Annotated in this window: 27 protein-coding genes; 16 read left to right on the forward strand and 11 right to left on the reverse strand. The window is 64.7% G+C overall.

Translation table 11 applies throughout. The features are described from left to right. Positions 1 to 96 precede the first annotated feature (96 nt). A complete protein-coding gene (locus ACIA75_RS28035) occupies positions 97 to 432 on the forward strand; it encodes a hypothetical protein (protein ID WP_397109210.1) in 336 nt (111 codons plus the stop codon). Positions 433 to 458: 26 nt separating this feature from the next. Here ACIA75_RS28035 and ACIA75_RS28040 read toward each other — a convergent pair whose 3' ends face one another. Further along, the gene (locus ACIA75_RS28040; RefSeq protein ID WP_397109212.1) at positions 459 to 860 is read right to left on the reverse strand and encodes a hypothetical protein; all 402 of its coding nucleotides are present in this window, start codon (positions 858 to 860) and stop codon (positions 459 to 461) included. After that, positions 857 to 1,183, reverse strand: coding sequence for a hypothetical protein (locus tag ACIA75_RS28045; protein ID WP_397109214.1), 327 nt, complete (start codon positions 1,181 to 1,183; stop codon positions 857 to 859). The genes ACIA75_RS28040 and ACIA75_RS28045 overlap by 4 nt, the downstream gene beginning before the upstream one ends. A 306-nt stretch (positions 1,184 to 1,489) precedes the next feature. Between ACIA75_RS28045 and ACIA75_RS28050 the strand changes: the two genes are divergently transcribed. The 7 genes from ACIA75_RS28050 (at position 1,490) to ACIA75_RS28080 (ending at position 6,874) form a co-directional block, all read left to right on the forward strand. Next, complete coding sequence (locus tag ACIA75_RS28050; RefSeq protein ID WP_397109216.1) at positions 1,490 to 2,377, forward strand: helix-turn-helix domain-containing protein; 888 nt, start codon at positions 1,490 to 1,492, stop codon at positions 2,375 to 2,377. Further along, on the forward strand, positions 2,374 to 2,571 hold the full coding sequence (locus tag ACIA75_RS28055) for a DUF397 domain-containing protein (RefSeq protein ID WP_397109218.1): 198 nt from the start codon (positions 2,374 to 2,376) through the stop codon (positions 2,569 to 2,571). The genes ACIA75_RS28050 and ACIA75_RS28055 overlap by 4 nt, the downstream gene beginning before the upstream one ends. A 261-nt stretch (positions 2,572 to 2,832) precedes the next feature. Continuing rightward, positions 2,833 to 3,375, forward strand: coding sequence for a DUF3558 domain-containing protein (locus tag ACIA75_RS28060; RefSeq protein ID WP_397109220.1), 543 nt, complete (start codon positions 2,833 to 2,835; stop codon positions 3,373 to 3,375). A gap of 30 nt (positions 3,376 to 3,405) precedes the next feature. Next, positions 3,406 to 3,789, forward strand: coding sequence for a hypothetical protein (locus ACIA75_RS28065; RefSeq protein ID WP_397109222.1), 384 nt, complete (start codon positions 3,406 to 3,408; stop codon positions 3,787 to 3,789). Next, positions 3,789 to 5,135 carry a hypothetical protein gene (locus ACIA75_RS28070; protein ID WP_397109224.1) on the forward strand — a complete coding sequence of 449 codons (1,347 nt, stop codon included), beginning with the start codon at positions 3,789 to 3,791 and terminating at the stop codon, positions 5,133 to 5,135. The genes ACIA75_RS28065 and ACIA75_RS28070 overlap by 1 nt, the downstream gene beginning before the upstream one ends. Positions 5,136 to 5,268: 133 nt before the next feature. Further along, positions 5,269 to 6,036 carry an ESX secretion-associated protein EspG gene (locus ACIA75_RS28075; protein WP_397109226.1) on the forward strand — a complete coding sequence of 256 codons (768 nt, stop codon included), beginning with the start codon at positions 5,269 to 5,271 and terminating at the stop codon, positions 6,034 to 6,036. A gap of 256 nt (positions 6,037 to 6,292) precedes the next feature. Then, positions 6,293 to 6,874: a hypothetical protein gene (locus ACIA75_RS28080; RefSeq protein WP_397109228.1), complete on the forward strand. Its 582-nt coding sequence runs from the start codon at positions 6,293 to 6,295 to the stop codon at positions 6,872 to 6,874. A gap of 180 nt (positions 6,875 to 7,054) precedes the next feature. Here the strand turns inward: ACIA75_RS28080 and ACIA75_RS28085 are convergent, their stop codons facing one another. The 4 genes from ACIA75_RS28085 to ACIA75_RS28100 all read right to left on the reverse strand — a co-directional run bounded on the left by ACIA75_RS28085 (position 7,055) and on the right by ACIA75_RS28100 (position 9,618). Then, positions 7,055 to 7,645 carry a hypothetical protein gene (locus tag ACIA75_RS28085; protein WP_397109230.1) on the reverse strand — a complete coding sequence of 197 codons (591 nt, stop codon included), beginning with the start codon at positions 7,643 to 7,645 and terminating at the stop codon, positions 7,055 to 7,057. Then, complete coding sequence (locus ACIA75_RS28090; protein WP_397109232.1) at positions 7,642 to 8,553, reverse strand: WXG100 family type VII secretion target; 912 nt, start codon at positions 8,551 to 8,553, stop codon at positions 7,642 to 7,644. The genes ACIA75_RS28085 and ACIA75_RS28090 overlap by 4 nt, the downstream gene beginning before the upstream one ends. Then, a complete protein-coding gene (locus tag ACIA75_RS28095) occupies positions 8,550 to 8,861 on the reverse strand; it encodes a type VII secretion target (RefSeq protein ID WP_397109234.1) in 312 nt (103 codons plus the stop codon). Before ACIA75_RS28095 ends, ACIA75_RS28090 begins: the two co-directional genes overlap by 4 nt. Before the next feature lie 322 nt (positions 8,862 to 9,183). Continuing rightward, positions 9,184 to 9,618, reverse strand: a complete 435-nt coding sequence (locus tag ACIA75_RS28100; protein ID WP_397109236.1) for a hypothetical protein — start codon at positions 9,616 to 9,618, stop codon at positions 9,184 to 9,186. Positions 9,619 to 9,885: 267 nt separating this feature from the next. Between ACIA75_RS28100 and ACIA75_RS28105 the strand changes: the two genes are divergently transcribed. Beyond that, entirely contained in the window at positions 9,886 to 10,455 is a 570-nt protein-coding gene (locus ACIA75_RS28105) for a DUF3558 domain-containing protein (protein ID WP_397109238.1), read from the forward strand. Positions 10,456 to 10,796: 341 nt separating this feature from the next. Further along, the gene (locus ACIA75_RS28110) at positions 10,797 to 11,240 is read left to right on the forward strand and encodes a hypothetical protein (RefSeq protein ID WP_397109240.1); all 444 of its coding nucleotides are present in this window, start codon (positions 10,797 to 10,799) and stop codon (positions 11,238 to 11,240) included. Positions 11,241 to 11,263: 23 nt separating this feature from the next. Here ACIA75_RS28110 and ACIA75_RS28115 read toward each other — a convergent pair whose 3' ends face one another. Further along, a complete protein-coding gene (locus ACIA75_RS28115) occupies positions 11,264 to 11,863 on the reverse strand; it encodes a Uma2 family endonuclease (RefSeq protein WP_397109242.1) in 600 nt (199 codons plus the stop codon). Positions 11,864 to 12,041: 178 nt separating this feature from the next. Here ACIA75_RS28115 and ACIA75_RS28120 point away from each other — a divergent pair, with 178 nt between their 5' ends. From ACIA75_RS28120 to ACIA75_RS28130, 3 genes are all read left to right on the forward strand, one after another. Then, positions 12,042 to 12,248, forward strand: coding sequence for a hypothetical protein (locus ACIA75_RS28120; RefSeq protein WP_397109244.1), 207 nt, complete (start codon positions 12,042 to 12,044; stop codon positions 12,246 to 12,248). Continuing rightward, positions 12,245 to 13,012, forward strand: coding sequence for a Fic family protein (locus ACIA75_RS28125; protein ID WP_397109246.1), 768 nt, complete (start codon positions 12,245 to 12,247; stop codon positions 13,010 to 13,012). The genes ACIA75_RS28120 and ACIA75_RS28125 overlap by 4 nt, the downstream gene beginning before the upstream one ends. An 813-nt stretch (positions 13,013 to 13,825) precedes the next feature. Then, a complete protein-coding gene (locus tag ACIA75_RS28130) occupies positions 13,826 to 14,119 on the forward strand; it encodes a hypothetical protein (RefSeq protein ID WP_397109248.1) in 294 nt (97 codons plus the stop codon). A 104-nt stretch (positions 14,120 to 14,223) separates the two neighbouring features. On the opposite strand, the gene ACIA75_RS28135 is transcribed toward ACIA75_RS28130, so the two are convergent. Further along, the gene (locus ACIA75_RS28135) at positions 14,224 to 14,625 is read right to left on the reverse strand and encodes a nuclear transport factor 2 family protein (RefSeq protein WP_397109250.1); all 402 of its coding nucleotides are present in this window, start codon (positions 14,623 to 14,625) and stop codon (positions 14,224 to 14,226) included. Positions 14,626 to 14,794: 169 nt separating this feature from the next. Continuing rightward, complete coding sequence (locus ACIA75_RS28140) at positions 14,795 to 16,474, reverse strand: hypothetical protein (RefSeq protein ID WP_397109252.1); 1,680 nt, start codon at positions 16,472 to 16,474, stop codon at positions 14,795 to 14,797. 53 nt (positions 16,475 to 16,527) lie between these two features. Between ACIA75_RS28140 and ACIA75_RS28145 the strand changes: the two genes are divergently transcribed. Further along, complete coding sequence (locus tag ACIA75_RS28145; RefSeq protein ID WP_397109254.1) at positions 16,528 to 17,757, forward strand: hypothetical protein; 1,230 nt, start codon at positions 16,528 to 16,530, stop codon at positions 17,755 to 17,757. Positions 17,758 to 17,855: 98 nt separating this feature from the next. On the opposite strand, the gene ACIA75_RS28150 is transcribed toward ACIA75_RS28145, so the two are convergent. Together ACIA75_RS28150 and ACIA75_RS28155 are read right to left on the reverse strand one after the other, a co-directional pair. After that, positions 17,856 to 18,659, reverse strand: coding sequence for a hypothetical protein (locus tag ACIA75_RS28150; protein ID WP_397109256.1), 804 nt, complete (start codon positions 18,657 to 18,659; stop codon positions 17,856 to 17,858). An 87-nt stretch (positions 18,660 to 18,746) separates the two neighbouring features. Further along, positions 18,747 to 19,292, reverse strand: a complete 546-nt coding sequence (locus ACIA75_RS28155) for a lipoprotein LpqH (RefSeq protein WP_397109258.1) — start codon at positions 19,290 to 19,292, stop codon at positions 18,747 to 18,749. Positions 19,293 to 19,442: 150 nt separating this feature from the next. Between ACIA75_RS28155 and ACIA75_RS28160 the strand changes: the two genes are divergently transcribed. Both ACIA75_RS28160 and ACIA75_RS28165 read left to right on the forward strand, forming a co-directional pair. Continuing rightward, positions 19,443 to 20,954: a hypothetical protein gene (locus ACIA75_RS28160; protein WP_397110293.1), complete on the forward strand. Its 1,512-nt coding sequence runs from the start codon at positions 19,443 to 19,445 to the stop codon at positions 20,952 to 20,954. Beyond that, the gene (locus ACIA75_RS28165; protein WP_397109260.1) at positions 20,954 to 22,210 is read left to right on the forward strand and encodes a hypothetical protein; all 1,257 of its coding nucleotides are present in this window, start codon (positions 20,954 to 20,956) and stop codon (positions 22,208 to 22,210) included. The genes ACIA75_RS28160 and ACIA75_RS28165 overlap by 1 nt, the downstream gene beginning before the upstream one ends.

The raw sequence follows: 22,210 nt of genomic DNA on the forward strand, positions 1-22,210 counted from the left end.
TGCGCCACGGTGGGACCTGTGTCGTGGCCCGGGCCGCCGGTACGCCGGTGTTGTCCAACTGGGCTTCGGTCATGACCCGCGGTAGTGTCGCCGGTCATGACCGAGCAGCAGGGTGACCTGTACGACGCGTGTATCCAGGAGATGCTGGCATACCGCGACGGCCACGCGAAGAGGGGCCTGGCTGCGGCCGTCGACGAGATCGCGCGAGTCAAGAAGGCTTCCGTGACCACAGCAGAAGCCATCGAAGCTCGTGGTTTTGCCCGTGGTGAGGCCCGCGGTCGGGCGGAGATCCTGATCATGCAGATGACGGTTTTGTTCGGGCCGCTGTCCGAGGCGGTGCTCGCTCGTATCCGGTCGGCCGATATCGACCAGCTCCGCGCGTGGACGCCGCGGGTGTTCACCGCGACATCGATCGAGGAGATGCTGGCCTGATATCCGCCTCGGTTCACCGGTGCCGCTCAGCGTTGTCGCCACCCTGGACCGAGGAGGGAGCGCAGCCGGGCGAAATGCCCTCGGGTTTCGGGGAGCACGGTGGTGTCCACGATCACCGGTGTCATGGTGCGTAAAGCGCGCAGTTGTGTGCCGGGCAGGTGGGTCGGTGCCGCGATGATCACCGCGTCGGCTCCGGTCCGGTCCAGTGTGGTGCGGAGTGTCGTGAGATGGTCCGGGCTGGGGTCGGCCGGGAGTTCGACCAGCCAGCGGAGCCGGTAGCCGTGGGCGATGGCGGTCAACCGCAGGCGTGCGCTGGCGAAACCGGTGTGTCCGCACAGGTCGGTGCGCAGACAGCCGATCGCGGTCCGCTGCCCGCCTGGTACCGGGTGGGAAACCGATGTGCCCCCGCCGGATTCGTAGTCGGTCACCGCTGGACCTCCGTCGCCGGTAGCCATCGATCCACCTCGCCGCGGCGGTAACAGGCGAACGGGCGCACCACTATCAGCCCGCAGCGTTCGAGTATCACCGGTGCCCGGAAGCCGATGTGCTCGACCGTGGGTGTCACTATTGCGTCGCCACCCAGGATTTCCGATTTTCGTAATGTCCATGGCAGTACATCGATTCCGGATTCCACAACTACCCGCGCGATACCGAAACCATTCGCGGCGGCGAAATAGCGGCATTCGTTCTCGAGTAGTTCTCGCCTTGTGCCACAAAGGCTTTTGTGCAGGTATACGATTGCGGTGGGCAAGGGTTCCGCCTTTCGAACGAGGCGATGGGATGCAGCCCGGCGCAGGGTCCGATCAGCTGTGGCGGCCGTGATCGGACCATCGGTGTCACAACACTCCAGGTCGTGACACCGATGTGCCCCAATGGTTTTCGGGGGATTTCCTGCGCCGGGCGCGAAATCAGTAGACCGGAACTGTGCAGAGTGTGGAACCGCCTCCGGGGGAAATCCTGCCCGCTGAGTCCGGCATCCGTGCCGGGCCGCTCCTGGTATTGCGTTCCGGGCCGGAGCATTCCAAAAAGTGGTTCGATAATTAGGGAAGGTCAGGAAATGACGGGTGGATCCACACTCCCGAAACGAGCATTGGGGCGGGAATTGCGCCGGCTGCGCGAACGGCGCGGAACCAGTCAGGCCGCCGCGGCACGCGCGATCGAGGTGAGCCCCCAGACGATCGGCCGGATGGAGGACGGGCACGCGTCCCGTCCGACGACGCTACAGGTCAACGGATTGTGCGACTTGTACCAAGCGTCGGACGAGGAGCGCCGCTTCCTCTTGGACCTGCTGCGGGAACTGAGGGTCGCGAAGCAGACAGGAGGCACGTGGTGGCGGGCATTTGCCGATGAGATACCCGCGGATTTCAACCACTTCCTCGCCCTGGAAGCCGCAGCCAGCCGGATTACATCGTGGCAGGTGACACTTCTGCCTGGACTCCTGCAGACACCCGATTACCGTCGTGCCCTGACGTGGTCCGCTCATCCGAACCGATCTTCCGCCGACATCGAGCGGCGGATAGACCTCGCGACGCAGCGGCAAGACAGGCTCAGCGACAACACCTTTCACATGGAGGTTCTGCTGTCGGAGGCTGTCCTGCGGCATGGCATCGGTGGCTACGGTGTAATGGCGGATCAGCTCCTCCACCTGCTTGAACTGAGCGAACTTCCGAACATTTCGATCCGCGTGGTGCCGTTCATGTCGAGAAGTCAGCTCGGACTGATCGTGCGGTCGTTCGCCTATCTACAGTTCCCGGTTCCGTCGAATACCAGGATCTCGGAGCCGCCGGTCGTTTACGTGGAGGGGTACACAGGAAGCCTTTACCTGGAAAGAGACCCGGAGATCGCCCAGTATGCGCAGGCGATACACGGGATTCGCCGTGTATCTTTGGACGAAGACGAGTCCAGGAAGCTGGTCTCGGGTCTTGTGAAGGAGTATCAGGGGTGACGACCGATCCAGCCGAGGCCCAGTGGTTCAAGAGTTCATACAGTGGACCTGATCGGGACTGCGTAGAGATCGCTCATCTCACCGGGGGTGCCGTCGGAGTGCGGGACAGTAAATGCCGGTCCGGACCTGTCCTGGTTTTCGACTCCGCTGCGTGGGATGAGTTCCTGACCTCGGTACGGATCGACCGACCGTAATCGTATCGGGGCCCTTCGCTGTCGGAGGGCCCCGGTTACACAGCGAAGGCGTCATGGACGCGATCTCAGCTGATCATCACAGCGGTCGACGCCTCCAAGGATCGGTATAGGCGGTACTGAAGCGGACAGTCGGCCGAGCCCATCGTTGGGGGTGCGGCGAGAGCCGGCCGCGGTCGCCGGAATCCGATGGAACCGCGGAGCTCTGGGGTGCGTCCTATAGTGATGACGGGGTAATCCGCCGCACCGACACAGGGGAGATCCATGCGAACCGCAGTCCTCATCCGAGCCACGCTTGTCGCGGCGGCCGCGGTTACCGGGTGTACATCGAGTACCGGGGGGACCGCCACCGATACCACCACCTCGACGACCACCGCGGTCGTCGAGGTGTTCAATCCCTGCACAGAGCTATCTGACCAGCTCTTAACCGAAATCGGCTTGGATGCGTCCACCGAACGGGTGGTGACCGATGCGCCGGAAGGCGCCACCAGCTGGCGTGTGTGTGCCTGGCGGCAACCCGATAACCTGGTCCGAGTCACCGTCATGTCGACATCACACACCTTGGACGATGCGCGTGCCAACGACAACTTGATCGACATCGTCGATACGACGGTCGGTCCACGGGCTGCGATCCAGTCTAAGGACAAGGACGAAATACCCGGTAAGTCCTGCTACACCTCCTTCGAAGCCGAGCAGGGCATGTTCGAGATCAAGGCGACTTGGTTCGAAGAAGATGGCTGGACCAGGGAAATTTGCGAGATCTCCGCCGAGTACGCCGCGGCCTTCGAACCGCATCTCCCGAAATAACGCAACCGGCAGACCAGGAAGACCCGGCACATGAGCGACCAGCTGGCACAGTGGCAGAACCTGAAGCAACAGGCGATCGACGGCACGGTGAGTATCGAATACGACCTCGGATCGGACCTGCGCCGCGAATGCGAAACTCTCCTGACGGCCTTGCGAGACTACCGTGATGACGCGAGGAGTCTCGGGCGTTTGTCGGGCTACGGCGGCCTACCTTCCGCGCTGGATATGCAGAAGAAGTTCGAGCTGAAGGCCACCGGCGGTGAGAACGGCGATTCGGCGGTCGCCCGGATCGAGGGGCTGATCGCGATCGCCGAAACCATGCGCGACACCTACGCCGCCATGATCGGCGAACTCACCGAAACCGATCAGCAGAACTCCTCCCAGACCACTGCCGCCGGAGAAGGATTGCGCTGATGCCCGCACCATTGCTTGTCGCTGCCGTTGCCGTCGCGGCCGTCGCTTCCGTCAAAGGTGTGGTCGACGATGTCACCGGCAACTACGACGAATCCGAGGGCAATCGCACCCGCGCCTCCGGCGCCGCCACGACCGCGGACCAGGAGTGGAGCGGCGACCGCAGCCACATTCTCGGTGAATTCGCCCGGACCAGTGAGGGTTTCGAGGGCGAATACGCACCCGCTACCGCCACCAAGGAACCCTTCAAAACCTGGAGTCACCAGAAGATCTGGGATGCGCTGAACGGCACCGCCGAGCATCCGGCTGTCGATTCCGCGGGTATCAATGCCGGAGCCGACGGCTGGCGGCGGCTCACCGAGGATCTGTTCACCTCACTGGAGACCTTCGGTAAGAACGTCGATACCGCTGTCACCGAGAAATGGGGCGGCCAGTCCGCGACTGCCGCGATCGACGGTACCCGGGCGTTCACCGCGGAAGCCCAGAAGCTCGTGAAGACCTTCGAAATGGTCGCCAACGGTATCGATCTCATGCAGGGCTACCTGGCCCAGGCCAAGATGTCGATCGTTCCGCCCGTCGAGGTTTCCGGGTTCGACGAATTCGTGGGCCACATTCCCGGCAACGGCCTGGTCAAGGCCGCCAAGCATCGTGCCAACGAAGCCGAGGCGCAAGCCCAGGACCTGATGAGCGGGTTCTACCAGCCCGGAGTCGCGGAAGTCGAAGGCAAGGTCCCGGTGCTGCCTGTGGCGAAGAATCCGGTCGGTGAAGACCCCGGAACACAACAGCCGGTAGGCCCCTCGGGCACGCAGAACCCGGCCGGCGCCAACCCCGCGGGCACCAACCCGGCCGGTACGAATCCGAGCGGCCAGAACCCCCAGGACACGGGTACTCCCGGCCAGGAGACTCCGCAGGCAACCGACCCCGCCGGAACCGAAACCCCGGCCTCGACCACACCGTCGACCACGACGACCCCGGCGAACACCGTCCCGCTCGAAGAACCCGTGGGCCGTCCGAACACCACCACACCCGGATCGCCCAGCACCACGCCCGGCGCCCCGATGGTCACCACCCCGGGCGCCCCGCAAGCGCCGGGCATACCGGGCCGGACGGTCAGCGGATCTCCCGGTAACCCGAACCAAACCGCCGGGCCCGCCACCCGCTCCGGTACGCCCGCCGCCACCCGGGGAATGTCCGGGATGCCCGGCATGATGGGCGCCGGTGGGCAACGTCCCCGCGGCGAGGACGACGACGATCACAAAATCCCCGACTACCTCGTCCAAGACCGCACCACCGAACTGCTCGGCGAACAGCCCCGGGTGCTCCCGCCGGGCGGGGTCATCGGCGGATGAGCGGGTCAGGTCCGGAAGCGGCATTGCGATACCTTCGCCTGCGCTCCGGTCTCCGCTGTCAGCATGTCGACCGGCCGCCGGTCTCGCTCATGCGCGATGGGCACAGAATGGGCGCCTACCCCATGGTCGTTGCATGAACGGATTTCGCCGACAGTTGGACGGTTACGATTTCACGCTGGCCCTCGAGGCGATGGGCCGCGACCGGTTACCGTATCCGCTGGAATTCCTGCCGCCCCCGATGGCGCACGACGACGATTTCCAGCGCTACCGGCAGCAGTGCGCCCAGCGGTTACAGAAAGTGTTCGACGAACCGCTGTACAAGGCGCTCACGATCCTGCTGGAACCGGAGATCCGGATCGAGATCTACGGGGTCCACGGCCCCCAACAGAACCGGACGGTGCGGATGCACGCTGGGGTTGTCGGGCGAGTCGGCGTCCTGGCCGCGCAGTTACCCGGACCCACAAAGGAATCCGGCGGCGATATCGTCCTCGCCCAATTCCGCGCCGACCAACTGGCCCCCCGGCTGGTGTCCGGTCTCCCGCCCCTCCCCGCCGGCAGCCACCACCCCATCCGCGGCCGCCGCGCCGACCTGAACGCGCCCGTCTATTCCCGACACCCGACGCAATTGTCCCCGCTGGAAGATATGCAGCGCTTCTTCCGCCGCCGCCGCGCGGGCACCGGCGAGATCACGGTCTACCCGGGCTACACCGTCGACACCCGCCCCACCGCCGACGGCTACGCCTTCCTTTGGCTCGACTACCCGAACGACGGCCGCTACCTACTGCACAATCACAACACCGACGATTTCACCCTCACCGCTGGCCCTCCGGGCGAAATCCTGCGCCAACTCCGCAGCCGCATGGAAGCCGCCCACCGAGTCAGGACCCGCACCTCTCAGTGAGGTACGGGAATTCCTGAGCGCAGGTGGCGATAACGCAGGATCGGGACGGTTGGCTTGACAACGCGGTGCCTGGCCGAGAGCCTTGGTCGGTCAAGGGGATTCGTGGAATGGGGGTCGTATCGACGGAAGGCGAATCGAGGCGTCCGGCAGGCAGGCCGCCGATCAGTACGGTACCGCTGATGCTCGAGTGCAACGAGCACGGTCGGCCGGTCTGATGGCGAACTATCCGGGGACTCAGAGTCTGTACGCTGTTCCGGTGCAGATGCGGAATTCCGTGGAGACTGCACTGGACATGTACATGTTGACGAATTCCACGGGGGATGAAACCTTCTCGCTGGAACTGGCCGGTCCGCTACCGGAAGTGTGCCCACAGCATGCGCGGCCTGCTGTCTCGCGGAAATCAGCGGTGGTGCAGTTCTGGCGAACATCCCGCGGGATCGAGCAGGCGACAACCGGTTTGTTCTTCCGGACGCTGCTCCGCAAAATCCCGGGCAGCCTTGTCTGGGGTAAAGCCCCTCCCGCAATAGTCGCCACGCTGCACGGCACCTGGCCGGTTTGCGGTCGGTGCGTCACCCGATCCGCTGTCCTGCGGTGGGTCGCCTATCTGTTCGGGTTCGCCGGAATTGCGATGATCGTTGCCTTCTTCATCGCGAACCAACTCGGCGTTTCGCACATCCCGGTCGGGTTCGTTGTCGCGTTCTTCCCGGGCTGGCTGCCGTTCGGCCTACTGGCGGCCTATGCCGCCTACCAGGAATCCTGTGACTACGTTCGTTTCGACACCATCGCCGACCAGGAGAACCTGATGCTTCGGGTGCATCCCGATTTCCCGGGCGGTTGACGGTGCGTGGATCGAGCAGAGGGCGGACATTCGGCACCGGGTCCCAGGTAGCAGGGACGGTACACGCAGGAGGAGTGGAAACTCGGTCCTTCGTGCACACGATCTTTCGATGGCCGCGTCGTGAACTGCATATTCGTACGTGAGAGTAATATATTCGTATGTAAAGAAGGTCGTCTCTCGTTAGTTCGTGGATTTGGCCGCACTCCTGAGGGTGGCGACAAGATATTGTGCGGCGGTCTCCTGCTCCGCCTCGGTAAAATTCAGTGAGCCACCCGCGGTGCGCGTTGTCTCCGGATCGACCCGTAACTCTCCGAACCACCCGTCGATGGTCGCCGCGATCTCTACTGACGACACCTCCCATTTCGGATCTTTGCGTTTGTCGAAGACCATGACTGTTTCACCATCAACGAGGGTTTCGATATAGTTTGCCGCCATGGGGCCGATCGGGTTCGGGTCGTCGGGCGCGTTCCGGATACTGACCTTGCCGTAAAAGGCATTGTCGGCGCTACTGGACGCTTCGCACAACCCGCTGATTGCAATGGGTTCCTCGAAAAGTGGGCCGTCCGTTATGGACCACGTCTTCACGTCGATGGCCTGGAAATTCTCGGTGAACAGACTCTCCAATGACTCACAAAGGGCTCGGGTAGTGAGTCCGGCCGACGGGTTCGGCGCGGGCTCCGGCTGCGTGGTGGGTGGTGCGCAGCCTGCCGCGAGTGCGGAGAAGATGGTGACCGCAGTCGCTACCCGGGACGCTTTCACAGTGAGTTTCATGCGCCCACCGACCAGTCGGACTTGTCGCCGTCCTGCGAGGAGGCATCGCCGATTGCCTCGGTGATACGTTCCTTGTCATTGGGACTGCTACCGGGATAGGCAACCGCCCCCGGAGGCCACCTGTTACTCGGGATTCCTGCCTGGACCGACGCGGCTTGGGCAATTGTGTTTGCGGCCTTGGTATTCGCGAAAGCGCTGTCCGCGACGGCGGTGGAGATATTCAGGATGAATCCCTTTGCTGCCAGCACTGCGCCAGCGGCATCGCCCAGAGACGACACCGGACCCCAGGGTAGATTGAAGAAGGATCCGACGAAACTGCCGACCAGCGCAGTCACCTTCTCGACGAGGTCTTGGGTGTGGGTGGCCAGGTCGGCATACAGCTTCAACTCGGCGTTGGCGACATCTTCGAGATTGGTGGCCACCGTTTCGCACATTTCGGACATCGAAGTGAATGCCGTTTTCTGGCGGTCGCGCATAGCCCAGAACCGATCGGCCGCATCACCGGTCCAGTTTCCTCGTAGATCTGTCTCGGAGAACGAGGTTCCCGCGTTGTCGATATCCCCCTTGATGTTCCGCCACTCATCCGCAAACTTCAGAAACGTCACCGGCACCTCGAGGCCTGGATCCATTTCATCGAGTTTGTTCCATGTCTCTCCCAGGGCGTTGTTGATATCGTCCCGATATCCCCAGATCTTGGGAATGACGACCTTCTCGTCGACCGCTGTCATGATCCCGAGAGTGCTGATCGCCGACATTATCCCGCCGGTTCGTACGATCGCGACGAGATTGCCGCACCAATTGTGGACCTCTTGCGGCAGGTTCGCCATCGCGCTCTCATTCGAACGAATCGTGTCGATAGCGCGCCTCAGCTCCACCACGCTACCGGTCTCGGCGGCGGGTGTGGTCACAGGTCCGCCCCTTGGTTGCCGAGGGCTTGTCCGAGGGCCGCATCCTCGGCTTCGTAGGTATCGCGGACCTGCCGCAGTACCACTGCGATATCGCGCATTACGGTGGCGCCCTCATTGACTCGATTCCGCACGTACTCGGGAACTGTGGCGTACTTTTCGATGGTCAGCGCGAACGTTCCCGCATTTTCTTTGCTGATCTCGACGCCGGAAGTCCTGCCGGCCGCCTTGTCCAGGTTGCCGGCTGCTTCGTCGCATTTTTTGGCTGCGTGCAGCATGGTGTTGAGCGCGATGTACAGTTCGTCAGACACGGCGGTGCGTTCCTTCTTCGATCAATTGTTCGCGATGACGCTTCAGGTGATATTCGAGGTCCTCGTCGCTGTAACGTGAATAGTCGCGCCTGGGTACGAATTTGGTCCGAGCGGCTCTAATTTGTTCCGCACACCAGAGGACTTCGTCGACTATCATGTGCGGATCCGCTGACGCCGCCCACCACGACCCGATGCGAATCGACTGCACGTAGTGCCTGTCGGCAGTCACCGCGACTGGGCGCTCACCGTTTACTGCAGCACTCCCGAACACGTCCAGCACGGCGTCTCTTACGATCGACCGCTGGATGCTGCTGTACTCGTCTCAACTCGCCGTTTCGAGAAGCATCATCATGATGGTGCGCCTGTCCGGGACCGCCGATTCGAAAACTTCCTGCGGCGTCGGCCATCGCCCCGATAAATAGACGTGTTCCAGACGGTCCGCTGCCGCCTTGTGGTAGGCCCGCATCAACTCGTCGCCGACCTCGTGCGGCGCCACCTGGTGGACCCAACCGGCGCCGATGGTGATACGTGTCGGGAGAAAACCGCGATCAACCTCCATCGATACGAACGGAGACCCGGACTTCGGTGGCTCCGGAGTATCCGCCCGGTTTCTGTGTGTCGGCGTAGCCGCAGGCGGTTCCGGTGGTGCGACGGGAGGTCGGGCGGCCGGTGTTAACGGAACCATGGGTCCCTCGTCCCAGAACTCGTCCGGATCATCGTAGTGGTTGAAGAAACCGTTGTATTCCTGTGCCGGCATAGCTGTACCTAACGAAATATCGCTGTATCGGTAGTGGTAGTGAATGCGCTGATCTGCAACCGAGACTCCCCCTATAGCTATGAGCTGCGCCGAGCAATGTAAGCTATTTCAGCCTCACTGTCGATGAAGTGTTTGTCAAAACATGTGGTAGGCAAGCTGTTCGAGCCCTCCGCAGTGCTGTCCGAGCTTCATCCGGGGGTAACGTTCGCGTAGGCTCTGGCCTGACACCGGGAAGCCAACTCGGTTCGATGTGACAGGGGGAATTCCATGCGCACTGCCTATTCGATACGCGCGGTGGTAGCCATCGCGGCGTCAGTACTCACAGGGGTTGGCTGCAGCGGGCTCGAAGACGAGGCCGTGAGTAACCCTGGTTCGGCGACGACGTCGGTCAGATATTCCTCCTCCAACCTCTACCATCCGTGTCGTGACGTAGGGAACGGTCTTGCTTTCGAAGCGGGCCTGGACCCGGCCTCCAAATCGCTCGATCCCGAAGAGAAGGCGGAAGAGCCCTCGATGTGGCAGGTATGCAAATGGCACTCCGCAGACCACCAGGTGATCATCAGCATCTACGCCACCTATTACACCCTGGATCATGCACGTAAACGATCGACCACGGTGAACAAGTCCGACACAACAATTGCGGGCCGCGCTGCACATACCGCTCAGGACCGCTCCGAACCGGACAGCTGCTACACATCGGTGGACGCCGACGCCGGGATGTTCGAGTTCCGGGCTACGTGGGTGCAGCCCGGCGAGCACAGCACATCCATCTGCGAGGTGTCGGAGGAGTACGCGGCACGCCTTCGGCCCCGGCTGCCGGATCGAGCCACTATCTGAGCCGGGGAAATGGTGACGGCGTCAAGAACAGGATCAAGCAAAATGCGGGTTGCCGAACGGGGTTGCCGGACAACAAATGGCCGGCCGGTGTCCAGGCATCGGTGTATCAGGCGGAATCAAGGAATCGATCGGCGACGGGACGTCCACGGCCGCTGGCGACGACCCTGGGGGATCGGACTTGCCGGGGGAGTCGCACAGCAATGAGATCTAAACTCACGGCAGTCGTCGCGACCGGCGCTTTCGCGCTGATTTCGGCGTGTTCCCCTCCCCCTTCCACACCATCAACACCCACGTCAGACAGTGCGCTACCTGGGATCACACTGTCACAGCTATGCGACGAGGTGGTCGCCTTCTTCAGAGACGAGCTCCACGTCGTGGACTTGAAGTGGATCTCGCCGTTCCGGCCGGAGTCAATCGTCGAACTGGGTGGGAATTGCTCGATAGCTCAAGGGGTTGATCAGATTGCCCGCTGGGAGTCCCGGGACGCCCCTGACGATCCCGATCCGACCGAGGGGGGAGAGGGTTTCGAGAAGTCGACAGAGTTCGACCACCCGGTATGGATCCTGCAATACGACGAGGAACGATGGATCGATCCCGGGCACGCAGTGTCCTACGTCACCGACCAGAGACTTGCCACACGAGTCGGTACGTGGAATGCGAGACTCATGATCGTCCACGACGAAGAGATCCGGACCACTGACGGCACCTTGGCCGTGAACGAGGAGAACACTCGCAAACTCGGTCAGTTTCTCATCACACTGACCCGGCGGTTGTCCACGACCTGACCTCGAGATCTCCGGGTACCGGGTCAGGGTCGATGGAGAGCGTCGAAGGTGATGGCCAGGGTGACCGGGCTGTCGAGGACCAGGGCGGTGCGGTGGACCTTGTGGGGCATGTACCGCAGTCCGGACCAGTCGAGGCGGTATTCCTCGATGCGATCGATGATTTCCCAGCTCTTGTCGAAATGGACGATCAGGTATCCCGGAATACCGGCCCGCGCATACAGTTTGTGTTTGTCGGAGGTATCCGCGTCGACGGTGCTCTTCGAGGCGACTTCGACGACCAGGGCGATATGGTCTCGGACGGTGTTCACGTCGTACGGTTCACAGTCGCGGACGAAGATATCCGGGTAGCGGACATTGAGCTGGTGGTCATCTCGGCGGTCGTCGGTATCGGCGAAGCGGACGGCGACATCGGACCCGACACGTAGGCAGGGGCCGGCGGGGTCGCGAGCGTCTTCCAGGGCAGCGGCCAGGCGCCGCACCACGCGACTGTGCGCTTCGCTCTGCGCCATCAATCGCACAACGAGGCCATCCACGATCTCGACATCGCCGAGAGAATCCGGTTCGGCATTCAGGAATTCCTCGGCGGTGACCCGGGGGCGCTCGTCGGGATGTGATGCCGTCACGATCAGCTCCTCGTGGGTACGGCGGCCATTCATCGGGATGGACCGCGAACATGCAGGTCGAAGGTATCACCTACCTCGGTGCAGTCGGCTGGCGTTGGTCGGCCGGTCACGTCGCGACACGTTCTTTCGAAGGCCGCGGCGTGAGCCACATATTCGTACGTGAGGGTACTATATTCGTATGCGAAAGAAGGTCGTCACCATCGGGAGTTCGGCGGGTATCACGATCAGTCCGGCCGAGCTCCGTGCCCTGGGTGTTTCACCTGGAGATATGGTCGAAGTGACGGTCCGATCCGGGACACTGGAAGCCCGCGCAGTGAGCAAATATGACGACGCCGGTCTGCCCGAGCTGATGGATATCATCAACGCTCACCGGACCCGCCGGTGACCTGGCGACGGCAAGAGTTCCTGGCCGATATCGCCCGCACCGGCGTGCTCACGCCTGAGTATGCCGAAGATGTTCTGGTGCGTCTGGCGCATCACTCGGCCGGGATCGAGGGCAATACGCTGACGCTGGCCGACACCGTCACGCTGTTGGTCGACGAACGCACACCCACGGCGGGCACACCGGTGCGGGAGCTCTACGAGGTCGCCAACCACTACCAGGGATTGGCTCGCATCGTGCAAGCTGTGGCCGACGACGAACCGCTGTCCCTGGATCTGGTCACCGACCTGCATGCCGCGTTGATGGATCACCTCACCCACGATCCGGGTCGATTCAAAACCTCGAGTAATATCGTGACCGGTGCGTCCTGGCGGCCTGCCCCGCCCGAGCAGGTACCCGAACTGATGCGGCAATGGGCCGATCAAGCCGAGTGGCAGACTGCGAACCTCGATAACCAACCACTCTTGGAAGCAATCGCCGGCGCGCACATCGCGTTCGAACATATCCACCCGTTCTCCGACGGCAATGGCCGTACCGGCCGGGCAATCATTGCCTATCAGACCATCCGCCGCTTCGGATTTCCCGCCATCATTCAGGTCGCGCAACGCTCCGCCTACATCTCGATGCTCGACACCCAGGAAACGTCCTCCCTTACCCGGCTCTTGGCTGCAGCCCTCGCCGGTGAAACCGACCGCCGACTGCAATTTCCCTCGGATCGCGGAGGCCGGACCACAGAGGAAGGGGCCGACGGCGGGGAAGAGACGTAAACACGACGGGGAGTCCTGCCAGATCGACACCGCGGAGATGATGCGTCGTCTTGCGTTGTTCGATCGGTGGGTGCTGCGGCTGGTGGACTCCAGCCGCATGGAAGCCGCCCACCGAGCCCGAACCCGCACCTACCAGTGAGATCGCAGAGACCGGACCATAGCTGTCGCTCGAGTAATGATCAAACCGTGTGGATGACCGGGAGGGAGTACCTTCCCGGATGATCTGAAAGTCAACGGGTTTCGATCGTCTCGGCGTGCCGACACCACCGGAACGGAGGTCGCCTGAAACCGGCCTATCCATAGGGCTCGACAGTATCTCGAGGCGATCTCGTGGTCTCGTGATCGTCACGTACAGTGGCGTCAGGAGGGTCACGCAAGCAGGTCGGCGATCCGGGCACTGTGGCGAGGACAGTCCCGGTCGTCTCGGGAGGACGAGTGGACGGTCATTGGAAAGGTCGAGCCCGCCTGGACAAACCGGACGGGTCGAGAACAGTGTCCCGGAGCGGGATCACATCGGGTTTCACAATCACAGCCGTGGTTCTCGTGGCCCTCGGTCTCAGCGGATGTACCGCAATCCCCGACGACAACAGTAGACAGCTCACGACCGGCACGCCCTCATCCGTCCCCGCAACCACCACATCAGAGGCTGCCCGGCCGGCGGGTCCCGTGCCGACCAACCTGTGCGACACCGTCGGTGCTGAGTACCTCGCCGAGAAAATCCCGGGTGGCGATCAGCTGGACACGGGCTCGGACCAAGATGAACAATCCGCCCGCGCCAGCTGTACTTTCGGCAGCGAGTCGACCACGCTCCGAATGGAGGTATATCGATACGGCACGATGCTGGTGGCGGACGCACAGACCCGGGCACGGGACTATCTCGATGGCGTGTGTGAGGCAATAGAGACTGCGGTAATCCACGGGGAGCTCGGTGACGCCATGTGCGTACGCACCAGGGAGGGCTTCGGCCAGCTGGTCGAGGCGGATATCGGTGTACAGCGGGGAGCTGATGTCTTCCGTGTCGTGTACAGCAACCAGGTGGAAACAGCCGACGGGGCACGCTCGACCGCATCGGAGATCGCACAGCTCATGATGGGTGCTATCTCCTGAGATCCAGGGGTATACGCAGTCCGGGCGCCCATCACCACCAGGACAACTCCGGCAACATCAGCGAACCACCATCGAGGCCGCCCGAGCCCGCTCGACGAACAGGTTCAACTACTGTGCACAGCTACACCGTGCGCCGTATCGATGTACTCCCTGGCCCTGCGAACTGTGCCGTCCTCGATCTCGAAGAGGAAGTGGTAGAACTGGTTGAGAATTCTGCCGTTCGGCAATGTGGCGGTCGACTCCGCCTCGACGGCCACCCTGGCGGCCTCGGCCGTCACCCCGGTGATGGTAATTCGAATCCCGCTCGGTAGCGCCTGCCGAAAACCGTTGATGTGCTCGACGAACTCCGCCTTGGACATGCTGCCCGAGACGGGGAACGAATCAGCGTGTGCCATCACCGTCCACTGAGCGCTCTCATGGAGAAGATCAAAAGCTGCGTCGCCGTGGTAGGAGTCGAGGCCCTGCACCAACTCGCAGGCAATCCTCTTGTTTTGGTCGACACCCATCAGTGCATGCTAGCCGGAGGTCGCGGTGCCCCCGGGACCGCGACGCCGGCTTCGAACCGCCTGGATCCCACCGGCACCGCCCGGCAACGCAGGTCCAACCGTTGGAAAGCCGCCCTGAACGCATTCGAGATCACCTTCGACGGACGCCTGTCCGCCGCCCACACGTAACCTAATCGGTGGTGACGAAGGTTCCGTCGGGGAAGTAGATCGCACCGCTGTCGTTCATCGTCCCGAACTCGATACGCACCTGATGGACCGGTGGGGCGTTGTACTCGGCGTCGGGTAGTGGTTTCTTGGTGATCTCGAACTTCGCCGTTGCGGTATCGGCCGGTTCCGCGCCGATCCGGTCGGCGTTGGCCGCGGTGATGGCGTCGAGTTGGCTCGCGGTGATCTGCGACAGACTGAACAGTTCCGCCGGATCCGCTGGTGTGTCCGTATCGGTCTCCGTCATCGGAAAGGCTCCCGGCTCCAGCGAGATGCTGACCCGGTCGTCCGGTGCGTTCGCCGGGTGGACCACCAGCTCGATTTCCCGGGAATTGCAGGTGAGGCAGAGGCGTGCGATACGTGGTGCGGTCGCGTCGATACCGGTCCGGGAGAGTGCGGTGGCGACCTGCGCGAGGGCGGCCGCGGTATCGCGGACGTCGAAGATCGGAGCGATGGTCCCGTCGAGCTCGGCCAGATAGGTGCCGCTGTTCTCGTTCACCTCGAGGCGTACTTCGATACGCGGCTCGGCCTCCGGCGACTCCTTGCTGATCTCGACTCGATCGTCCCCGGTCTGATCGATTCCCAGCGTCGCGGTGATGGTGTCGTAGGCCGCGACCACGACCGAGGGATCGACGGCCGAGAGGGGGAAGGTGTTGCGAACCCGTGCGGAGGCGTCGTCGGCCGACCCGCGGGTGACCTCGACCCGGTCGGCGTCGTAGTTGCCGTGGGAATCCTGGCTGGCGTGATAGACGACGCGCTGCGTGTTCGCCTCGTCGAGTACGACGAGCTCGGTCCAGAAACCGTAGAAGGTGAGCTCGAGGACATGTGCGGTGCTACCGGGAATATCCTTCTCGGCCATAGCCGTCAACGCGGCCAGCGCGTCGAGGCCGAACCGGCCGATCGCGGAGTCGATATCCGATGTGCCGGTGGCGATATCGGTGACCGCGGGAATCGCGTCGGAAAAAGCGGAGCTCAACCCCGAGGTATCGGGCAACAGCACCCCGGTGGCAGCACCGAAGACCGCGAAGGCGGTACAGAAACAGACGGTGACCATCGCCGGTGCGACGACCCCGTCACGCGGAACGGTGTACACGCGCTCCGGGGGGATCTCCTCGGGTATCTCGGCGGCCAGCGCCTTCCCGTACTGCTGGAGTTCGGCGTCCTTCCACGGCATCACGACCGCGCCGGGCAACCGGTGCACTTCCTCGACAGTGGCCATCCGGCGCTCGCCGACAGCCGACTCGAGGACCTTGGGCGGAGCGATCGCGCGGGTGGTCGTGGCGTAGGAGGCATCCCGGAACTGCCGGTCCACCACGGTGAGACCGAATTTCGCGGTCCGGGTGTCGTCCACGAGGTCGGTCTCCACCGAATGGATCGCCGCGATCTTGGTATGCGGCGAGTCCACGGCACTGGCCCGTCGTGGACCGCCCGCGGCGAGATCCGGGTGCACGGCCAGATCGTCGGCGGATCCGCGTAAGCGCAGCGACCCCGTCAGCAGGGCGAACGCGGCGATTCCCGCGCCCGCGGCGTACAGCAACGCCGAGGAGTTGTCGGCCGCGATAGTGAGACCGGTGAACGAGACGGCACCGGTAACGGCACCGATAACGGTCGCCCGTAAGGAGAACCGGCGGGTGACCTCTGGCATGGCTGGAGGCTAACACGCTGCACAGGCGGCTGTTGGTGTAGTTATATCGGAGTGTGGTAGATCCCGACGTACATCCTCGGACCGCACGCGAGGAATCGCGATCCGCCGGCGAGCGAGCTGATCCGGAGCGAACTCCGGCCGAGAACACCGGCGACGATGATCTCGACAATCTCCAGTACGGCGCGTACGTCGCTGCCGACCGTGATCCGGTATTCCCGGTCGCCGTCGGCGCCGGGTCCCTCACGACGATCATGCTGAGCGGCTGGGCCTGGATCGAGATCGGCCGCGACAGCGTCCTCGCCGCAGTCGCCCTGGTGATCCCGATGGTGTTCGCCGCGGGCGTGGTTCTCGTGGCGGCCCGGCGCCGCCGGCCACGACTCGGGATCCAGATCAGTCCCACCGAGGTGATGCTGGGAAACTGGCCGGAACGTACCTTCCGATTCCCGCGGGCCGCCGTCACGAAGGTCGCGATGAGCAACGGCCAGTGGACCGGTAGCTCGACGGTGGCGCCGGGCGGCCACGATTTCCGGCGGCGGATGCACCACTACCTCCAGATCACCCTGCGGAGCGGGGATACCTTCTGCGTCGCGGCCGATCCGCACAACAACCCGGTCCATGACCGGATTGTGCGTGAGCTCCGGCGGACCGCCGCACCCGCCGCGCTCGAGCCGCAACCGGCGAGCTCGGCCTCGCCGAAACCGTCACCGGAAGGTCCGGTGGACCGGCCGTCCCGCGCACCGGAAGCGCCGCCGACCGGCCTCGCGGCACCGTCCTCCGCCGAGAAGCTCTGGGCGGCTGCCACGCTCAAACACGACGAGGTGCTGCTCGCCTATCTGCCCTATGAGACCGAACCGCTCATACTCATGCGTTATCCCGCGCTCACCGATATCACGCACCCCGCGACGGCAGGCTTCCACGACGCGCTGGAGGAGGCGAACACGCTGCGCACCGAGACGATGCCGGCGGATACGAAGTTCGCGGCGGCATACCGGGACTCGGTGCGCCGCCTTGCCGTCGCCTGGGCGACCGCCGAGCGCGCCGCGAAACGCGAGGGCACGTCATACCTGGATCCGGCGGACCGGCGCAAACTCGAGCAGGCGGCCAAATTGCTGCGGCATGCCGAGGGCGCCGCGTCGCCACCCGAGCGCGCCGTGTACTTGCGGCAGGTCAAGTCGATCATGGAGGAGTTGGTCGACAACGGTGCGATCCACACGCCGCCGAAGATCGTCGAGGCGATCGACACCGCCAGAACTCTCGCGATCGAGGCCGCGGAACAGCGATAACGGGGCTCGGCCGATACGGAAACACAGATGGCCGGCGAGAGCGGCCGGCGCAGGCGCAGAGCGCTGATCCAGCCGCGCCGCCGGCGAGCCCCGTCGACTCACGCGTTGACCGGGATCGACAGGACGACCTCTGTCTCGTTCTCCGGCAGATAGTGGGCGGTGACGATGCGGCCGACCTGCACATTCCCGATGGCAGCCGGGGGTAGGAACTTCTCGGAGGAGGAGGTGAAGATACTGCCGTCGGGGCGGGTGACCGCCAGCCCCACCACGACTTTCGAGTATCCGTCGCGGATCTCGCCGGGGACCGTCAGCGATTGCACGATGGCCTGCGCGGCGATACCGCGGGCGGCGATATCCACTTTCTCCGGTGTGGTGAAGCCCTTGCGGATCATGGATTCGTTCATCGCCCGCTGCGCGGCCACGCTGTCGCCGGACAGGTCCAGTTGTACGACACCCGGGCGGTCCGGGCGGTAGCGCACCGGCAGGACCACGCCGGGCGCCAGCAGCGACAGTTCGGTCAAGGGCACAATCGTTTTCGAGGCGGCGTCGAAGATCTTCCCGTCCGCGCCCTCGACGCTGAACTCGATCTTTATCTGTGGCTGGTCGTTGATGCTGACGCCGGTGTGCGCGAACGATTTCACGGTGCCCAGCCCGAGCGGGGCGTCGCGGAATTCCGCGGTGTTGTTGCCGGTGAGCGCGCTGAGAATCCCCGAGCGGGTGAAGACGAACACGTTGACCAGCGCGGCGAAAGCAATAATGGGCAGGGCGAGTAAACCGTTGACCCAGGCGAGATAGCCGGGCTCGTAGTCGCTGCCGGGTTCGTAGGTGAGGCCGTGCCAGAGATAGATGCCCACGGCGAGGGCGGCGAAGCCGAGGACGATGGTACGTACGGTGCGGTTCATGGCTCTCCTGTGCTGGTGGGTCCGGATACCGGGCCACCTCGTCGCTCCGGACATCCGGGGCGACGAGGAGCCCGACAGCCGGACCGGTCAGCCGACGATGTCGGAGCAGGCGAAGGTGATCTCGAACTTCGCGGAGGCGGGGCCCGCCATCGGGTTCGCCATATCGGGAGCGCTGATCCCCTCGCCGGTCACGGTGTAGGTATCGCCGTCCTTGGCGACCTGCGCCGATCCACCCGGCTGGCCGTTGCCGTAGCCGACCGCATAGGGCATTCCGTTGGAACCGCCCTGGCTACCCGCGATCGCGACCGCCTGCACCGTGGTGTCGTCGACGATGCTGGCGCTGACGCTCAACTGGCCGTACTGCTCGTTGGCGGTATCGGTGAGCGCCAACGCCAGGGTGTTGCCCTGTTTCGCGCAGGTGGTGTCGAACTTCGCGGTGAGGGCTTTCCCGTCGACCAGCGCTTTCGATTCCCCGCCCGCCTCGCCGGCCGGGGGTGCGGACTCCGCCGCCGGGGCGTCCGAAGACGTGGTCGCGGGGCTGCTGCTTGCGGTGTCGTCGCCGCAGGCGGAGGTCAGGGCGATGGTGGAGGCGGCGAGGACGGCGGCGCCGATCCGGAAGAGTGTGGTGTTCATGGTGGGTCCTGTTCTCTCGGTGTCGCGGCCCGATGTCCGAGGCCGTTGAGAGAAAAGGTAGGAATCCGCGCTCGCCTACCGATCCCAACTTTCGCCTCCCCGGACCCGCCGGAACTCCGATAACCTGGGCACATGCGACGACCGCGGGCCATGGTGCTCGATGAGGTGTGGCGCGGTCTCGACGGAGTGGAAGCACTGAGCGGCCCCGAGGGCGGGCCGCTGCGCCGGACCGTGAAACTCATCCTCGACCCGCTCGTCATCCGGCCCGTCCAATATCCGAGCTGCGCGGGTGCGATCCTCACCGCCGACGGCGCGACGCTGCTCGCGGCCCGGATCCACGCCCACGCCGACACACTGCGGGCGACGGACGCCTGGTTCAGGCTCCTCAAACAGGTCCGGCGGAGGTTACGGATCACCGAGGGCAATGCTCAGGACCTGTATTTCCAGCGCTGTTTCGAACTTGCCGTCACCCACGGCCACCCGGACCCGCAGCGCGACCGTCTACGCGCGGAGTCGATGCTGCGCGAGATCCACGGGTTCGCGGCCGGGCGCACCACCCAGGCGCTGAAAGACCACCTCACCGATCCCACGCGCGTGGCGGAGCTGGACCGGCTACTCGATATTGCGTGGGGCCGGCGGCCGGCTCCGCCCGCGGTCCCGGCCGAGCACCGCGACGAGCTGCGGCGACTCCTGGAGTCGGCGGTCGCGACCCGGACGGAGTCGGCAGCCGATACCGGGCCCGGGCGGCTGATGCTGCGACAGCTGATCGCCGCGCACGCGGGTATCCATACGGGTATCGAGTTATGGCGTGCCGATGACGATGGGCGGGCGCCCGCGGGATCCGCCTCCGCAGTGCGCGGAAATGGCTTGCCGGCGCATATTTTCGAGCCGGCCGCTGCACCCGGACAGCGAGCCGGCGTGCGGGAGTCGGGCGTGCGGGAGTCGGGCCGGGCGGCGACTGCTCACCGGGTGGTGGCTGCGTATCCCTCGCGGTACGGCGCGAATCTGCTCGGCCTTACCGAGCTTCGTGCTCCGGCCCGGCCGGCGCTGGGGTCTTCGGCCTCGACCGCGGGACTGGGTCTCCCCTTGGACCGCAGCATCTACGAACGGGTGTTCACGGTCCTGCAGGTGTCGACCGAACGCGCCGATCTCCCGCCCATTCCCGACCTCGTCGCCACTGAGATCACCCGCAGCTGCGCGCCGTGGGCGCTGCTCGACGAATCACTGCGGGTGACGGCCGCCGCCGGGGTGGAGCTGGCACTCGGGCTGGCGCCGATCTCCGCGGCGGGCGGCCGGGAAGCGGCGGCCGGGACAGCGGAATCGGCTGCTCAACGCCTGATCAACAGCCGGTGGCAGCGGGAGGCCTACGTGTTGCAGGCGCGGCGGCTGGCGATCCATCCGGTACCTGGCGAGCTGGGTCCGCTCGCCACCATCGCGGCCGAATTGCGGACCCCGTGGCGGCCTTATCTGCGGCGGCTGTGGGTCCGGTTGCACGGGCGCGATGTCCGCGAGCAACCGGTTGCCGAGCCCGGCGAACTGTGGGATCTGCTCGACGGTATCGCGCGTTCGGTGGTGCTGGATCATCGCACGCGGGTCCGCAAGGCGCTGAGCGCGCAGGCAGCCGGGCCGGATCCGGAGATGACCGAATCGAGGGCCGTGTGATGCCCGATATCGTGCGTATCCAGCGAATACAGCCGGATCTGTGGACGATCGCCCCGCCCGGATCCCCGTCCACGGCCGGCCGCGACCCGGGGTTGGACACCGCGGTTCTGGAGGTCGTGGGTGGTTACCTCACCTGGAGCCTGACAGCCGGGCAGCGCGTTCCGGCGGCGACCCTGCATGATCTCGATGCCGCTCAGGAATGGTTGTGGGCGCTGTACGGCGCCGACGTGGCGCTGGCCGTCGACGAGTACACCGTTCCGGTGGACCTGGCCGCCCGGCCCGAGCGCCCCGACCTCGCGGCCACGCTGCGCCGCCTCGGCTACGCCCACTGGGCAGCCCGGTGGTGGCCCGCGTCGACCGTCGACGGTATCGCCGCCCTCGATCCCGGGTTGCTGGAGCGCGAGATCGCGGAGCTGGCGCAATTCTGCGAAAGCGTGGTCGACGGAGCGGATTCGGCCACCGGATCCGGGGCAGATGCGGATGGACTGCCCGATATCCGGGAGGCGGACGTGCGAGCACCCGGGCGGTCCGCCGCCCGCGCGGACGATTACGCTCTCGCGGCCGGAGGCGCCCCGGCGGACCGGGGTGCGGCGCTGTTGCTCGGTCGCGGTAATGCCGGCTGGGACTGGCGTTACTGCCCTGCCGGCGTGGTCGACGCCTCCGAGCGGGCTGTCTCCTGGGAGTTGTTCCGTTCGGCAGGCGGCACCACAGTCCGGGTGCACGCAGTCGTCTCCCCGTCGGCCACCGCGGAACTTCCCGCCTACCTGAGCCCGCACGCCCTGATCCGGACACCGGCCGGGTCGGTCGATGCCGTATTGGAATTGAGCGGCGACACCTGGACGGGCGAAGTCGCGGGCCCGGCGGATTCGATAGCGGGAGTCGAGATCTACGTGCCCGGAATAGGACCCACAGCTCTTGTGGGCGAAGCCGCGGGAGTTCCCCCGCCCGCTGTGGACGTCCACGTCACCGATTCGGCCGCGTTCATCGAGCCCGGTGACGGGCAGCATAGTCCGGGTTCTACGGCAGGAGCCGAACAGCGGCAACGAATCCGGGAACTTGTGCGCACCCGGCTCAGGATGGCCGCAGGGGACACCGGCTTCGGTGCGATGGAACCGGACGCCGGGACCACGACCTCCGGGCCTGGAGGTGTAGAGGGAGCCGAGGGCTCCGCCCCCCGAGCGCACGGTTACCCGCTCGCCGATATCGCGCCTCTCCGGGCAGAAATTGCTGCGGTGGAGGAAGATTCCGATTTCTGA

The organism is Nocardia sp. NPDC051750 (assembly GCF_044453135.1).
Lineage (GTDB): Bacteria > Actinomycetota > Actinomycetes > Mycobacteriales > Mycobacteriaceae > Nocardia.